The sequence below is a fragment of the Kosakonia sp. MH5 genome (assembly GCF_009935945.1).
GTDB classification, from domain to species: domain Bacteria; phylum Pseudomonadota; class Gammaproteobacteria; order Enterobacterales; family Enterobacteriaceae; genus Kosakonia; species Kosakonia radicincitans.
This window is the reverse complement of record NZ_QODH01000006.1, coordinates 17165-32652: the sequence shown is the minus strand read 5'-3', so window position 1 is coordinate 32652 and position 15488 is coordinate 17165. Positions and strand designations below refer to the sequence as shown.

General features: G+C 48.8%; 14 protein-coding genes. 3 read left to right on the top strand and 11 right to left on the bottom strand.

Going from position 1 to position 15488, the window contains the following annotated elements; translation table 11 throughout:
- Positions 1–18: 18 nt before the first annotated feature.
- Complete coding sequence (locus DK872_RS16315) at positions 19–1368, top strand: MFS transporter (protein WP_007372941.1); 1350 nt, start codon at positions 19–21, stop codon at positions 1366–1368.
- 7 nt (positions 1369–1375) lie between these two features.
- On the opposite strand, the gene DK872_RS16310 is transcribed toward DK872_RS16315, so the two are convergent.
- On the bottom strand, positions 1376–1996 hold the full coding sequence (locus DK872_RS16310) for a DapH/DapD/GlmU-related protein (RefSeq protein WP_227136111.1): 621 nt from the start codon (positions 1994–1996) through the stop codon (positions 1376–1378).
- Between the two features lie 510 nt (positions 1997–2506).
- On the opposite strand from DK872_RS16310, the gene DK872_RS16305 reads away from it, so the two are divergent.
- Together DK872_RS16305 and DK872_RS16300 are read left to right on the top strand one after the other, a co-directional pair.
- Complete coding sequence (locus DK872_RS16305) at positions 2507–3319, top strand: EAL domain-containing protein (protein WP_071920146.1); 813 nt, start codon at positions 2507–2509, stop codon at positions 3317–3319.
- Positions 3320–3324: 5 nt separating this feature from the next.
- Positions 3325–3843 carry a hypothetical protein gene (locus DK872_RS16300; protein ID WP_007372938.1) on the top strand — a complete coding sequence of 173 codons (519 nt, stop codon included), beginning with the start codon at positions 3325–3327 and terminating at the stop codon, positions 3841–3843.
- A 76-nt stretch (positions 3844–3919) separates the two neighbouring features.
- Here the strand turns inward: DK872_RS16300 and DK872_RS16295 are convergent, their stop codons facing one another.
- Genes DK872_RS16295 through DK872_RS16250 form a run of 10 tightly spaced genes read right to left on the bottom strand, consistent with a single transcriptional unit; the run spans position 3920 to position 15477 of the window.
- Entirely contained in the window at positions 3920–4921 is a 1002-nt protein-coding gene (locus DK872_RS16295) for a hypothetical protein (RefSeq protein WP_161518623.1), read from the bottom strand.
- A gap of 10 nt (positions 4922–4931) precedes the next feature.
- Positions 4932–5861, bottom strand: a complete 930-nt coding sequence (locus DK872_RS16290; RefSeq protein WP_035886642.1) for an ACP S-malonyltransferase — start codon at positions 5859–5861, stop codon at positions 4932–4934.
- 13 nt (positions 5862–5874) lie between these two features.
- Positions 5875–7275 (bottom strand): hypothetical protein, encoded by a 1401-nt coding sequence (locus tag DK872_RS16285; RefSeq protein ID WP_370520914.1) that lies wholly within the window; start codon positions 7273–7275, stop codon positions 5875–5877.
- The gene (locus tag DK872_RS16280) at positions 7260–8045 is read right to left on the bottom strand and encodes an outer membrane lipoprotein-sorting protein (RefSeq protein WP_161518552.1); all 786 of its coding nucleotides are present in this window, start codon (positions 8043–8045) and stop codon (positions 7260–7262) included. The genes DK872_RS16285 and DK872_RS16280 overlap by 16 nt, the downstream gene beginning before the upstream one ends.
- Positions 8046–8058: 13 nt before the next feature.
- Positions 8059–9363, bottom strand: coding sequence for an ABC transporter permease (locus DK872_RS16275; protein WP_161518551.1), 1305 nt, complete (start codon positions 9361–9363; stop codon positions 8059–8061).
- Positions 9364–10020, bottom strand: a complete 657-nt coding sequence (locus tag DK872_RS16270; RefSeq protein WP_161518550.1) for a hypothetical protein — start codon at positions 10018–10020, stop codon at positions 9364–9366.
- Positions 10004–10711, bottom strand: a complete 708-nt coding sequence (locus DK872_RS16265; RefSeq protein ID WP_161518549.1) for an ABC transporter ATP-binding protein — start codon at positions 10709–10711, stop codon at positions 10004–10006. The genes DK872_RS16270 and DK872_RS16265 overlap by 17 nt, the downstream gene beginning before the upstream one ends.
- 10 nt (positions 10712–10721) lie before the next feature.
- A complete protein-coding gene (locus DK872_RS16260) occupies positions 10722–11678 on the bottom strand; it encodes an ATP-binding protein (protein WP_202626066.1) in 957 nt (318 codons plus the stop codon).
- 21 nt (positions 11679–11699) lie between these two features.
- Positions 11700–12914, bottom strand: coding sequence for a beta-ketoacyl synthase (locus tag DK872_RS16255; protein WP_161518547.1), 1215 nt, complete (start codon positions 12912–12914; stop codon positions 11700–11702).
- Positions 12915–12918: 4 nt separating this feature from the next.
- Positions 12919–15477: a beta-ketoacyl-[acyl-carrier-protein] synthase family protein gene (locus DK872_RS16250; RefSeq protein WP_107146932.1), complete on the bottom strand. Its 2559-nt coding sequence runs from the start codon at positions 15475–15477 to the stop codon at positions 12919–12921.
- Positions 15478–15488: the final 11 nt, after the last annotated feature.

The following is a 15488-nucleotide window of genomic DNA, read 5'->3' as shown; positions in this document are numbered from 1 at the left end:
GATTAACAGGAATACCCCATGACGCAAATTAACACGCTGGCTACGCACTCATCGCCACACTATCAGGCGCTGCTGGCTCCCGGCATCGCTCAGGCATTGATTGCGCTTGATTACGCCATTATTTATGTTGCGCTACCCACGCTGGCGCAGGCGTTGCACTTGTCACTGAGCGAAATGCAGTGGGTGGTGTCGATCTACGGTTTGACCTTCGCCGCACTACTGTTGCCTGGTGGAAGCCTGTGCGATCGTTTCGGCGCGCGCCGAATCTTCAGCATCGGCATGATACTGTTTCTTTTTTCATCAATACTGGGCGGAATGGCCGATAACGGAACATTGTTACTGATGGCCCGCTGTGGACAAGGGATCGCCGCCGCGCTGCTGCAACCGGCAGTGCTGGCCTTAATGGCGCAGCGTTTTCAGGGAGAATCACATCGCCGGGCGCTGGCGATCTGGAGCGCAATTGGCGCGCTGGGCCTGGTGGCGGGTGTGGTGCTGGGCGGCATGCTGACGGCCCTGAGCTGGCGCGCCATTTTCTTCATCAACCTGCCGCCTGGTTTGCTGGCGCTATGGCTGGTGCAGCGCAACTTTTCGAAAACACAACCACAAGGTGGCGTGCAACGCACGGGTTTTGGCGCGCTGCTTGGTTGTGCGACAGCCGGCACGCTGGTGTGGGCGATGATGCGTTATGCCGAACAAGGTGCGCCGGATTTCTTTGCGAATCGACTGGCGGCAGCCATGTTACTGCTGTTGATTCTCCATGAACGTTTTGCTCCGCAGCCGCTGCTGTCACGCACACTGCGTGACATGCCGGGTTTGCAGACAGGCTGGCTCAGCAGCGCCTGCTATATGGCCAGCGTCGGCAGCCAGTTTTACGCCATGACATTGCTGTGGCAGCAAACGCTACAGCTTGATGCCGTCACCACCGGATGGTTATTTACCCCGCTGGCAGTGCTGATTGTGGCGGGAAATGCGCTTTACACCCGACTCTCTGCACGCTTTAGTAGCCAAAAGGCGCTGCTGGTGGGGTTTGCCTGCGCGGCAGTTGGCTTATGGCTGCTGTCGATATCGCTTAGCGCCCCGTTCTCCGTCGGGTTCATGTCCGGACTCGTGCTCAGCGGTATCGGCCACGGATTGATCTATCCGGCAATGTTCGCCGTCGGGCTGAGCGCCGTACCAGTGCAGCAACAGGGACGCGCCAGCGCGTTGATGGTCACCAGCCAGTACATCGCCGGCGCGATGATGCTGGCAGTGATCTCCGTTTTACTGGCGATGCAGCCGGATCTGGCAAGCTGGTCTACGGTATTTCGTGGGCTGGGTGCTGCCGCGCTACTGGGCATGCTGGTAGCGCTCTGTGCGCCGGAGCGCTGAGCGCGGCTTACTGGCGTCCCCACTTTTCGCAAAACGCTTCTATATCCTCATCCTGAAAATCGGCCAGCCGTTCGATAATGGTCTCCAGCGGCCACTCCCACCAGGCGATCTGTTGTAACTGCTGGCCAATATGCGGTGAGAAGCGCAAACGAATAACCTTTGCCGGAACGCCGCCAACAATTGTGTAAGGTGCCACATCCTTACTGACCACGGCGCCAGCCGCAATGACAGCGCCATCGCCTACCGTCACGCCGGGCAGCACAATAGCAGCATGCCCGATCCAGACATCATTCCCGATGACGACGCGATCGCCTCGCCGCTGAGTAAAAAAGTCATGATCGCGTACCGCGCTGGCGGAATAGTACTCCGGGCAATAAGTGATTCGGTGCTGGGATGGCCGCCCCATCGGATGATTGGGCGCGCCAATACGCACATTATTGGCAATCGCGACAAACTTTCCTATCCCAGCATCGGCAATGGTGCAATATTCACCGATATAGGAAAAATCACCTAACGTACTGTATTCCATCAGACTATTAGCCAGCACTTCACATTGCTGACCCATTTTGCATTCGCGCATACGAACGCCGGGATCGATCCAGGTTTCCGCTAATTTGGCATGTTTCATCGTCATTCCCTCTTCTCAGGTTGCGCTACTGTATAACGCTTCTGTGTAGGGTAAATGACGGTGACCCACTATCAACCATCTGCAGCTTCTACCCGCTTGATAAGAATTATCGAAAGGGCCCGCTCACATCGGAATATAAGCACTAAGAATAAACAAACTGCGGGTTTTTATTCGCCTTACCCTAATATCTGATGACGGAACATGATCTAAAACATAAATTAATAGTCACATGGAATTAAATCACATATTATTTAACTTTAAATTCACAATTAAAATATATTAAGGACCTTTATTCAGACACCTAATATTTTTTAACTTCATTTTTTGAAAAATCTGATAATAACATACATAGATTGCATGCTTCGCAAAATCAAACATAATACAATAAATGGATGTAAATCAAAAAATGCCCATCTAATACAAATTGCAATATTTTAAACTCATTCGGTTACACAAGTTTCCTTTTAGATATTTGCTTTTTGATGTTTGTTGGCGCGTAATGGACCAGCTATGAAACAATTCAATGATGAAAGAGATTACCATGACATGTTCGATGACATTTTCGAGAAATGGAATGTCACGACATTTTTTCAACCAATCATTGATACCCGAGCTAATCGTGTATACGGCATTGATGCAACGGCGTGGTTGCAAAGCAAAGGCTCCAATTGCACGGATTTTATTTCACCCCATGACTTCCTGACCGCAGCAGAGAAAAGTGGTGAAATCATCAGTATTACAAAAGAACTATTGCTGCAAATCCAGGATTATCTGGCCAACCATGGTGATATTGATAAATGCCGTGAGTTGCGTTTTTTTATAAAAATTAGCCCATTGCATTTATTCAGCGAAAATATTATGGAGTTCGCAGAAGATTGTATTCAAACTGCCAAAAAGCTCGATAAACTAAACGCCAAACTGGTTATTGAAGTCAACTCCCGCATTCCGTTCGACTTAATTCACAAATTAAAATTACTCTCCGCATTGTTGACTATACAAAAAAACACCTTCTTTGCCCTCGGCGATTTTGGTGCCGGACACTCCAATATTGAAATGCTTTTTGGCTTCGACTTTGATTATATAAAAATCGATAAAAGTATGTTTTTCCCGTTGACGGACAAAGTCATCATGCATGGTTTCGCCGATGATTTAATGAGTGGTTTAAGCAAACAGAACACAGATATCATCGTTAGCGGCATAGACTCAGTTTACCATTTGCAGTACTTTTTAAATAAAAATGTGTCATTGTTCCAGGGGGAACTATTCAAAGCTCCTGTAGCCTATAAAAACTTTAACGGATTAGATTATTTCGACTATGGATGACAGTTATGAACGTGATATGTAAGATCCTCGACCCTTTCAAAAAAATAGCAATCGAATCTTTTTTTTCAGGTACGGATATTGAGGGTGACAACCAGACGCTCATCTTCATTGAAGAGATCTACTTCGATGATATATTTGGCATCATCGATGAACTCCTCAGTTGTATCATCAAATTCCCGGACGCGCTGGTTATCATCCTTTCGGAACGAGATAACAGCTACACGACCAATGCACGTCTGGGAGTTGCGGAGTTCATCGAAGATGTTAAGAAGAAAATTAATGAAAGAAAATCGACGGCGAATCTCTATCTCTACTATTACGACATTTTAAAACCCCGTAAAAAAATTCATCTCTATCTCATGATATTCAAAAAGTATATGCAGATTGGCAATGTTAATAGAGTAGCAAAAATGTACAATCTGAATGAAAAACAAGTCTACTACTATATAAACAGATTAAAAGAGATATACGGATTAAAAAGCTTCCAGAATCTCGTGCCTTTTTTGAAGTGGATAGGCAGATAGAATCAGATATCCTCATGCGCTTAATGATTCCGTCTGTGCATTGCGATGCACAGACGGAATTAACAGCTAAGACAAATTACCACACCCCCGATTTCTTTTTAATCTCATCCCAGCGAAGGTACATATCGCATGACATCATAAAGTCGTTATGCCACCGCCAGTATGCGTGATAATAGTAGTAGATAAGGCAAGGTGTGTAGCACAATAAAAACCAGACCTCAAACCAGATTTTTATTGCGGAAAGCATCATCACCAGACACAAAAATGAGATCCAGAAAAACTCCACTACCGATAATAATAGCAACCTTTGCCAGAGCGGTTTTGCGTACAAAGCGCGTAATGGTAAAACGGGAGAAAAAAACAAATTAATCTCGTTGAGAAACAGGCGCCCAAGAAAAACATAGCGTTTTGTGAAACGTAAAAAGAGCAGGTTAACCGCCAACACAACCGCACACAGAATACACATGGTAATAATTGACTTTAGCGTGAAATAATTACCAGATAAATCAAATTGTACCTTATCGCGCAAGGGAATGATGGTCAACAGACTCAACGCCGTACTGGCTACTACGGCAAGCAGTAAATATTGTGACAGATTTTTGTAACGGACCTTTTCAACAACGGATGTCGGCATCTGCTTTAAATAACTATGGCGCGCAACAAAAAACAGGGCGTAAATGACAGGCGGAACGCTAACGGCCAAAAAAAGTGCTGCTCCGGCCGGATAAATCAACATAATGAGCCCAGCAGAATACAGCGCAAAAATAAAAGAAGACAACGCTGCGGCGATAAGCGGGTGCGTGAATAACCTCTCTTTCGGGCCGCACGCTTTACCTTTGAAGCAAGAAAAATCAATATTCTTAATTACGCATTTGTATGCCCAGTATGCTTTCAGATCGGAGATAACGTTATAAAACACCAGTGCGCAGATGCCGCCGATGAAACCTGCATCGCGCAATGAAAGAGTAAAATCCGCATTGCGCCAGTAAAAACCCAGCAGCATCAGGGTCACAATATAGAAAAATAATATATTGCGTTTATCCTGGAAGCGGATGAAGGTTAAATAATCTGGAATCATCATTACACCGCTACATTGCTATTGCTTTTCGGCAATGGATAACCTGCCCGACATCAAACCCGGCGAAATCCTGCAACATTTGCCCCAGATAAGGTTTATTGCTTATTTCCACAAACCGGACAGGCTGTGCGCGCTGTAAAAAGTGCGACAGAGAATCTCGCCATTTCACCGTATGGGTCAGATGCAAGGATAAGTTTTCTTTGATCATGGCGGGATCTGCTTCGGATTTTGCTGTCACATTCATCAGAACATCATGCTGTGGCGGGAGGATCGCGATCCCGGCCAGATAGTCCCGCATTGGCTGAAGGCCTTCAGCCATTAAACACGTGTGCCATGCGCCGCTCACACCCAGTTTAATCGCCTCGTGGCCTTCAGCGAGCAACACTCTGGCGAAATCATTCAGCGCCGATACCTGCCCGCCAACGACTTGCTGGCGAGGAGTATTATCGCAACTGATGTCCAGCTCAATACCTGAACGGCTGATGATGTTGCGTAGCGTGTCGTAATCCACGCCTTTTAACGCCAGCATTGTTCCCTTATTTTTCTCGCTTTGCTGGTGCATCAGGTTGGCCCTGAACCGTATAAGTTCGAACACGGTTTCCAGTGTGAGCGCCCCTGAAGCATATAACGCGCTGTATTCCCCCACGCTATGCCCGCAAGATCCGACAACCGGCGCATCGGCGAAACGTTCGCGCCAGAGGCTATACAACGTGACGTTAATCGCCGTCACGGCAATTTGTTGCACGGTAGTCTGAATCAGCCGATTCATCGGCCCTTTCAGACAGAGCCGACGCAGATCCACACCAGCAATATCGCTGGCGCAATCCCAGATGGACTTAGTGGTCTCATTGATATCCCACAGATCGCTGCCCATACCAATAACGGGATTCCCCTGGCCAGAGAATAACAATACAACCGGTTGTGATAGAGTATTTGTCATTATATTGCCACCTTTACATATAGTATTTAAGGCCTAAATAGACACCGAACATATCGCCATATAATGCGAATTCAGAGTCAGAACTTCCCGTCGACATAAATGCGCCGGTATAGCCTTCAAGCCGATCATCAATAATATTTAGCGGTGTGTTGTAGTTAACACCTAATACTGAACTGTGATCGACAAGGTTAAACACCACATAAGGTTGTAGCGTTGACTGGTTATCCATCTGAATACTTGACCAGGTATTAAGATAATGTTTCCCCTGAAGCATCTTTTTATTTGCAGTATTATTTATCTCTGAGGCCATCAAATACTTATAAGAGTCAAAAATATCATCAATGAAGAAAAAACCGGTGCGGCTATTTAATGACTGAATAAAATCAGTTTGTTTACGCCATTCCGCCCGGGAATACCCTTCGCTCTGATAATAATATTCCAGGCCAAACAGGTTAAAGTTATCCGTCGCATATTGCCCACCCACGGCCACTTCAACCCCCTCTTTCTCCTGCGTGCTATAAAGGGAAGAAGGGAACTCGAACTCTTCGACCATTGCTGCATTTTCAGGGGAGAAATGACGCCACTGCTGCTCGGTGTGATAAGCCGCTTCCGCGTTAATCACCAGTTGCGGCGTCAGGTTATAGCTATCCGATATGGCTACAGAGCGCGTCTCGCCAAGCAGCAAGCTCGCCGTAGGAAGGTGTTTTTCAAAGCGATGATCGGTGTAATTGAGCAAATAATCTTCACGGCTATTGCTTCGCACATTGGCAGACCAGTCGCCAGAAGCGAGATGGCGCTTACCGGCATCCGCTAATTTCGGAACGACTGAGAACGAGAGCGAATAATCCTGCGTATCTTCAGATAGCTTCACCTGCCACGGGGATTCCTGGAACACTGGCTCCATCAGCGGATCGTAAAGACGCGTGCTTTTGAACCCGGCATAGTAGCTATTGCGTAAATCAGCAGGCGATCGCAGGAAAAAAAGCCCGGCTTTTTGACTGAACTTGCCCGCCTCAAGCTGAACGCTGTCCGAGACGTTATAAATAACACTGAGCCTGTCGATCAAAGCGCGTGAATGGCTTCGATCTTCTTCAAAGCCACTGTTGGCATGCAATGGACGGTAAGTGATCCCATACAGTGAGAAATTCAGATCCAGCTGATTGTCGATGATTGCGCAACCGCCTTTGAGGTTGATGCCGAAATTATTATAAATATTGCTTTTGCTGAATGGATTATTGCCACCGACCTGCCAGATCGACGGTTGTTTATTCACATACGATGTCTGCGCATAGAGCACAACATCCGTGTTCTGTGCAACTTCTTCGCCGGATAAACAATCAGCCCACAGGGTTGTTGGCAAAGCAGAAAAAACCAGCGTAATCAACGGGAGTGAATATTTCATTTTGCCTCCCACTGAAGATGTTCACGTGTAAAGTGAGATTCAGGTAACGACTCCAGACGAACATCACTGTAATCCATGACGGAAAAACTTTTCTCATGGCGTACGTCCTGCACAATAATCCGCATTGGCCTCATCTTCCCTAATACCGGCTGATAATTCAGATACCGAACTTCTTTAAGTAATTTGTCATCAAGAGAGTAATAATCAGCTTTATAAGGCCGATTTTCATCGCCAGCTTCAACGTAATAGATAATTTTTGGCCAGGTTGCTTCGGCATAGGTTCGCGTCAGTTCCAGTTTGTAACATTGATTATCGCCACACTTTTCCATGCCCTGCAGAGTCGCCTGATAGGCATATTCAAAGTTAGTCACAATCACATCACTATTAGATATTTGCCCCATCAATCTTTGCTGGCGAGAAATTGGCACCGGTCGCCGTAGCCCTGGAGAATAAAACCATAAGTCATACCAGTCGGAAAGCATCACTTTACCTTTATCACGCGGCGGATAAATAAAGCGAACTAAAGAGCGGGCATCTGCTTTCATCTCCCCTTCAGGCTTCATAAAACGCATTGAGATATCCAGCACCTGTCTGCTTTCTGGTTTCTCTTCGCCATTTTTATATTCGCTCACCGCGAGCGTATAGCGGAAAGGTTTATTGGGAGAACGGATCTCATCCGCACGACGAATAATATCGATAGCGTTATCGCCAGGCGCGGCGAAGGCACAGGCTGAAAGAAGCCCAAGGCAGGCAATTCCTTTGCCAAATAGCGTAATTTTCATATTACGAGTTTCCCTAAGAAAATTTAAAAGCATCCGATATGTTAAGACGAGAGGCACGCAACGCCGGTAAAACAGAAGCTGCAGTCGCGGTTAACAGCGGCAGCATCAGCGTAATAAATAACAAATCATAACTGCTGGTTTTAATAAAAGCGGTGTAGCCTAAAGTTTGCCCAGGCGACGGCGGCATTGCGATGCCGTAAAGATTAATCACTGAAGCGATAGCAAAACCAATGCCGAGGCTTCCAACAGCGCCAATCATGCCGACAAAAATCCCTTCCAGTAAAAACAATCGGGTAACGTGGAGAGGTTTTAAACCAATGGCGCGCAGCGTCGTGATCTCCCTTGTCCGCTCGACGATATTCATGGTCATTGAATTACCGATCATAAAGATAACGATCAATGCAACAATCAGTTTAATAAAGAAATAGATCCCGGATAATAAGCTCTCAACCTGCTGATAAAATAGCGAGGTATCCTTCCACTCTTTCACAATTAGCGGCAGATGGTTTTTCTCGATAAATTTTCTAAGCCTGACGCTGAATGCGGCTGTATTATCCTCTTTCAGTAAAATTAACACCTTACTCACGCCGTCGGTTTCCATCATGCGCTGCGCGGTTTCAAGCGGCATTTTCAACGCCGTGTCGTCGTAATCTTTGATGCCGGATGCAAAAATGCCACGGATCTTCAGCGACAATGCGCCCTGTCCGCCTCGCGAATTAACCGTAATGGCATCCAGCCAGTCATCGTAATGAGCGCCGAGCGTTTGTGCCAGTCCGCGTCCTAAGGTGATGTGATCGGCTTTTATACGTGATAAGTCACTGCCAGAAATAAGTTTATCAAAGGATCCCAGTTTTAATGCCGGTAGCGGTTCGATACCCAGCGCGGAAAAATAGCTGGAGGTTTCATTTTCGTAATGAGAAATAACCCCGGTAAACTCCAGTTGCCCGGCAAGTGTAGAAATATCTGCCGCCAGTTCCGGTTCGCTTAATATCGCCTGTTTTAAAGACGGGTAATCCGCAATCAGGCTTTTATTTTTATTGGACGTGGCGAAATAATTCTGGTGGTAGATCTGCACGTGACCACTATTCGTGCGGACCGTTTGCTCTTTTAAGATCCAGAACGAGTAATCGATAAATCCGCCATACAGGAAAATGGCGACGCCCCCCAAAATAATCGCCGACAGGGTCGAAAACGAGCGGCGCTTATGTCGGAAGAGGTTGAGAAATGCGAATTTCACGTCCCGCGCATGCATCACGGTACACCACAACAGAAAAAGCAGAATCAGTAGCACAATAGCGTTAATAAAGATCATGCTCATTTACTCACCCTTCACCAGCGGCAGCAGCACCTGCGCCACTTCATTCTCATCCCACGCAGGCGCAACGTTGTTATGTAATTCCAGTGCCTTTGCCGCGGCAGCGTCCTGGCGTTTTATTTGTGCCAAAAGCTGTGCGGCTTGCGGGTATTTTTTGCAGTTATAGAGCGCGAGATAACGCATATGCTGGATCCGCGCAATTTGTGCAGGGTTAAAGAGCGTCTTATCTTTCAGCATCCATTCGGTATCCTTGATCGTGACCGCGCAGCGTCCCATTTCCGGCGCCAGCCAGGCATCGACGCGTGCACGCATATAGCGCACCCGTAAATTATCTTCATGGCTGTCAATAGCTTCATCGAGGTATAAAAAACCGGTTTTGGCATATTCAGACGCGTTAATGAAGTCGTTCACCGCTGAGGCGTTTTCCGCCTGGCGCAGCACGCCCCAGGCATAAAAGATTAACGAGACGACATTTTTTGTTTCACCATACTCTTTGAACAGTGCGCTGGTTACGATGGCCAGTTGATCGGGCTGTGCCGGGAAACCGCTCCGCATAACGCTTTCAACCGCCGGTACGCTGGAAGCATTGGCCACACCCGCGCAGGTAATGCTAAGCAGCCCTGCGCAGATAACGTCCCGCCATTTACGCCCTTGAGTCATACACCAATCCTCCATCCTTAATTTCTACCACCCGGCGCGCGCACTCCTTTAAGTGCGCGGAATGCGTGGAGATGATGAATGTGGTCTTCGTCTGCTGATTGATGTGCAGCAGAAGTTCCAGAATGGCTTCGCCGGTTGCCATATCCAGGTTACCGGTCGGTTCATCGGCGATAACTACCGCCGGGTCATGCGCCAGGGCTCTGGCAATCGCCACCCGCTGCTGCTGCCCACCGGAGAGCTGGCCAGGTTTACGGTTGGCAAAACCTTCCAGACCAACACGATTCAGTAAGTCACGCGTTCTTTCACGCGCCTCTTTTTTACCGAAATGACCATTCAGGATCAGGGGATAAAAAACGTTATCAAAAACATTCAGAACAGGAATGAGATTGAAAAATTGAAAAATAAATCCCAGATGCTTACCGCGCACCGTTGATAACTCTTCTTCCGGTAATACATTGAGTAATTTATTCAAAAACATCACCGCTCCGGATGTCGGCTGATCGATACCAGACATGATATTTAGCAACGTACTTTTGCCGCTGCCCGAAGGGCCGCATAATGCCAGAAATTCACCTTTCGCGATTTCCAGATTAATATCCCTCAGCGCGTCGATTTTTCCCTCGCCGGAACCATAGCTCTTCGAAATATGACTAAGTAATATTGCTGGTAGTTCTCTGATTATGTCACTCATCGCAATGTCGTTACCCTACAGAATATTCAATATCAAAATAGTGATAACCAGATAAATTATCCGGCACGATAGTGCGAATTTTTCCGGCAGCAACAGGATGTTGACGCAAATATTCAAAGCTTAGTGCAGGAGTCAGACAACCGCTGTAACCATAAATATCGGCAAGGCGAATAACCTTTTGCTGCAGCTCTGCCGGAAATGATTTTTCCCGTAAGCCTGCAAATGCCATGATTTCGACATCCTCAGCGTTGAGCTGCGAAATATCGGCACGTCCGGCCGCCATATAGCGACCACTATTCACTTTCAATGCACTTTCGTGACGGCTGAAAATAAAACATCCCACGCGTTCAACCGTCAGGTTAACCCCATCAGCTTGCTGAGCGCTTTTCGCCCACCGCGCAACGGCAATATCTTCCTCAGAAAAAACCATGATCGGGATGGCGCGATAGGCACAGCAAATCACCACATAATCGAAAACATCCCAGTACAGATAATCCTGCGCCATGCTCATTGCCTGAGTGAATGCATATTTCTCACCGCGCATTTTGCAGGTCGGATCGTTAACAGAAAATTTCTTCACCAGATTTTTCGGTAACGTGTCGAGCATCGAAATATGCAATGCGCTGGAAATACTCTCCAGCAGTCCGGTTTCTCCCCACGAATCCGCATAGATAAATGCCGTTCGCGACTTGAACAATTTCATCCGTTCTTTCGTGGATAAAGCCTGTAGCGCAGCATCTGCGGCCTGCTCCATCGCCTCAAGGTATTTTATATACTGCGGGTTACGGATCATCTCACCGGCATAGAGCGAGCCATCGGTACCAAAACGTTTAAGTCCCCACCCATTCTTCCGGGTAGACTTAAGCGCCAGATTATATAAATGCGCTTCCCAGGCATTCAGCCAACTGGGTTGATAGAAATAAAACCTGTCTTCCGGCTCAATAAGAGCAAACGATGATAAGTACATCAAACCTTCCATGGTTATTCATCACGCGGGATTAATTGCAGACAGCACAATCCCAATTACCGAGCCATCCACACCGACGCCAACCTTCAGCAAATGATTTTTTTCATGCCCGCATACGCCGCGATCAATCAGCATAAACGGTGCCATCACATCCAAAATGGCGTCATTACTTACCGGAGCAATTAATTCGCGCTGGGTTAATGAGTGATGGGCAATAATCAAATCGATAATGCCGGAGCCGGTCGCGCAGTAACCAATCTGCCCCTTATACGCCAGCACAGGAATCACGTGCGCATCAGCAAATATTTCAATCGCTTTGGCTTCGGCTTTATCGCTGACGGAAGAACCATTGCCATGCGGAATAATGGCGCATAAATCCTGCACATTAACGCCCGCTTTATCGGTCACCGCACGCATGATTTTCAGGACATTCAGACTCAGCCAGGAAGCATCATTACTTCTGCCGGCGCTAATTTGCGCGTAGGAGGATTGCAGGCGCACGCCGCCCGTGACATCTCTGTCGCGACGGTGGCGCAGGCTCTCCAGCACAACAACGCTGAACCCTTCGGAGAACAATACGCCTTTGCTGTTTTCACCAAACGGCTGGACTACTTCACTGTCCAGCATCGACTGAGAATCAAGGAACCAGATATCCTGGGTTTTAATTTTCGAACAATTAATCACCACAACCAGGTCGATACCGCCCTGCTCGATCGCCTGGCAACCCAAATGCACGGCCGTCAACGATGAATTACTGGTGCAGTTCATATTTGGCGGCAAATACTGCAACTGGTATTTCTGCGCAAGGCTGCACGCTATCGTATCCTGCGACATATTCGATACGTGCAGGCGGGCTAATGAGCGGGTGAGCTTAATATCTTCAACGTCATTGCGATCGTAAAAAGCGTGATAATCGATGCCATCGACGCGACTGCCCAGCCCGGTTAAATAAACCCGCACGTTATTGCCTGCGAGAGAGTGTGTATCCAGTTTGGCCTGCGCAAGTGCCTCCTCGATCAACTGATACACAATCTCTAATGCGCCATCATTAATGTGCTCCAGCCTGGCGACATATTTATTGCCATTAAACCCGCAGGTAATTGCCTCGTCATCAGAACGAAACCAGGGTTTCCTTTCCACCCGCTTCCCCTGACGAAGATACTCGATAAGCTGAACACTATTTCCGGCAAAGGGTAAATGTGCACTGTAGCCTGAAATGATGGCGGCATTTTCCACAGTCTTATTCCTTAATTACCAGTGCGTAATAGTTCCCACCTTCCGTTGCCCCTACCAACAAGACATGCTTGATTGCCAGTTTCATCGGTTGACGGACAAAGTTCACGCGTTCATCGAAGAACGCCACGGTATTAGGAATCGCCGGAACGGACTGTTTTTTAATGCAATCGATGATGACTGCAAGGTTGAGCAAACCCGCCGCTGAGGCGACAAAACCAAAGCAGGCGTTGTAGTTAACGACCGGGACGTTCGGCTGTTTCTCGCCAAACACCTCGCGGATAGCGTCAATTTCAATCCGCGAATGCTCGTCGCTGCCATTGCTGGTGCCGCACACCAGATCGATCTCGCGCGCGCTGATGCCAGCGTCCGCAAGCGCACGGGTCACCGCCAGCGCCATTGAGGACGATTTTTCCGCCAGCTCGGCGACATCGAAGTAACTGTTGCTGCATGACTTCCCGTAACCCACGACTTCCGCCAGCACTTCCGCACCGCGCGCTGCGGCTGTCTGCGGATCTTCCAGCAGCAACATACAGGCGCCTTCACCCGGCACATACCCTTTGGCGTCTTTGCCGTAGACCTGATAATCGCTTGCCGCCGAGGTCATCTGGATCTTCTGCGTGACAGCATCCATATAGAGCGACATTGAGGGAAAATATTCATCCGCGCCGCCAACGATCACCTGCGGTTGCAGGTTCTGGCGCACAATCTCATAGCCGTAGGTTAAGGCGCCGAGCGCAGCATTTTCACCGCTTGCCAGCGTCGTGGTATAGCCTTTGATCCCTTCTGAAATGCCGCAGAAGGTGGGAATCGCGTTCATCAGAGAACCCGGAAATTCCGAAGTTCTCACCTTACGCGGATCGGGTTTCAGGCTCTGCAAATATTTATAAGTTGTTTCCTGCGGACCACGGGACATTCCCATAATCAGGCCCAGCGCATCGCCATCGCGTTTAATTTTACGTTTCCCCTGCTCCAGCGCTTCGCAGAGCGCGATAAGGGCAAACGTACCGCCCCGCGTTGCCTTACGCGGATCAAAACGACGTAAGTGCTTGCGTGGCTCCAGGCCCCTTACCTGGAAAGTTTTGAAATTCTTTTCGCTCTCTGGCAACGTGGCGTTGCTGAAAGAGAAGGCGTCACCGAACAGATCCGCGCACTGCCCGGTCTCATCCAGCACTTTGAGCAGTTCTTTCGCTTCTTCCAGCGTATCGTCCGGGAAAGTCACTCCGCCCAGTTCAACGTTCTGCTTGCCTTGCCAGACGTTTTCGAGGATCTCATTGAGCGTATGGCCGATAGCCGATACCGCGCCAATGCCGGAAATCGCCACGCGTTTGGCGTCGTAGGTGCTGACAGGAACGGACGCCGGCTCCATGCTGACGATCATGCAGCAGTTGTTGCCGCCGAACGCATAGTTATTCTTCATGAAGATATTGATTTTCCGGTCAAGGAAATCATTCGGCACATAGTCCAAATCGCACCCCGGGCGCGCTTTCGAGAAGTTCAGCGTCGGCAGTACCTGATGACCAGGCAGCGTCACCAGGCAAGCGATTAATTCCACGATGCCCGCCGCGCCGATGTTGTGTCCGAAGTAGGATTTGGTTGAGCTGATCAGCAGGTTTTCGTGGTTGGCAAAAACCTTTTTCATCGCCAGCGTTTCGATGCGGTCGTTGGCTTCGGTGCCGGTGCCATGCGCGTTGACGTAGTCGATCTGCTCAGGCTTCAGCCCGGCATTCTCCAGCGCCTTGTGCATTACCTGCACGGCACCGCTGGCGCGCGGATCCGGCCCGGTTTCATGGAATGCATCGCAGGAGGTGGCATAAGAGAGGATCTCGCCGTAAATCGTCGCCCCGCGCGCAACCGCATGCTCATACTCTTCAAGCACGACGGCGCCAGCGCCTTCGCCAATTGACATTCCCGACTGCCCAGAGAAAGGGGTACAGGAGTCCGGATGCATAACGTTCAGCGCATAAAAACCGGCGAATGTCGGCAGGTAGATTGGCTCAGTCCCCACGGCCAGCATGGTTTTGCTCTTGCCGTTCTGAATAAAATCATATGCCATGCCCACTGCGTTGGGGCTGGCCGTACAGGCGGTGGCGACCAGTTCAACGCCTCCTTTCAGACCGAGCAGCGTGGAGACGCTGGAGCAGCAGGAAGAGAAGCCGCCGGAGAAGAGCGCCTTGCGCAGGGAAAAGTCTTGCAGGCGTTGCTCAAAGAGCGGCAAAAACGCTTCGGTCCCTGCGGATGAGACGCCCACGATTAAGCCGGTATCGCGCAGGCTTGCCGCGTTATCCGCCAACCCTGCCTGATTGAGCGCGTCTTTTCCCACTTTATAAGCCCACAGCGCAGCGTTATCGAGTGAGTCCGCGAGCCCTTCTGGCAGGCCGGAGTAATCGATATCATGCAGCACTTCCGCCGCTCTGGCGTTTTCAAACCATGTTGAAAAACGCTCACTGTCAGCAACGCCGCACTTCTTATTCAGCAACGCTTCTCTGAAATCCGCGACATTTTCTGCCAGCGACGACAAAATCCCGATGCCGGTGATGACAACCCTTTTCCTGCTTGTCTGCATAAATATTACCT

Bases quoted from the DNA above. Each gene is read 5' to 3' on its own strand.
- DK872_RS16315 (WP_007372941.1), top strand. From the start codon at position 19: ATGACGCAAATTAACACGCTGGCTACGCACTCATCGCCACACTATCAG.
- DK872_RS16310 (WP_227136111.1), bottom strand. From the start codon at position 1,996: ATGAAACATGCCAAATTAGCGGAAACCTGGATCGATCCCGGCGTTCGT.
- DK872_RS16305 (WP_071920146.1), top strand. From the start codon at position 2,507: ATGAAACAATTCAATGATGAAAGAGATTACCATGACATGTTCGATGAC.
- DK872_RS16300 (WP_007372938.1), top strand. From the start codon at position 3,325: ATGAACGTGATATGTAAGATCCTCGACCCTTTCAAAAAAATAGCAATC.
- DK872_RS16295 (WP_161518623.1), bottom strand. From the start codon at position 4,921: ATGATTCCAGATTATTTAACCTTCATCCGCTTCCAGGATAAACGCAAT.
- DK872_RS16290 (WP_035886642.1), bottom strand. From the start codon at position 5,861: ATGACAAATACTCTATCACAACCGGTTGTATTGTTATTCTCTGGCCAG.
- DK872_RS16280 (WP_161518552.1), bottom strand. From the start codon at position 8,045: ATGAAAATTACGCTATTTGGCAAAGGAATTGCCTGCCTTGGGCTTCTT.
- DK872_RS16275 (WP_161518551.1), bottom strand. From the start codon at position 9,363: ATGAGCATGATCTTTATTAACGCTATTGTGCTACTGATTCTGCTTTTT.
- DK872_RS16270 (WP_161518550.1), bottom strand. From the start codon at position 10,020: ATGACTCAAGGGCGTAAATGGCGGGACGTTATCTGCGCAGGGCTGCTT.
- DK872_RS16265 (WP_161518549.1), bottom strand. From the start codon at position 10,711: ATGAGTGACATAATCAGAGAACTACCAGCAATATTACTTAGTCATATT.
- DK872_RS16260 (WP_202626066.1), bottom strand. From the start codon at position 11,678: ATGTACTTATCATCGTTTGCTCTTATTGAGCCGGAAGACAGGTTTTAT.
- DK872_RS16250 (WP_107146932.1), bottom strand. From the start codon at position 15,477: ATGCAGACAAGCAGGAAAAGGGTTGTCATCACCGGCATCGGGATTTTG.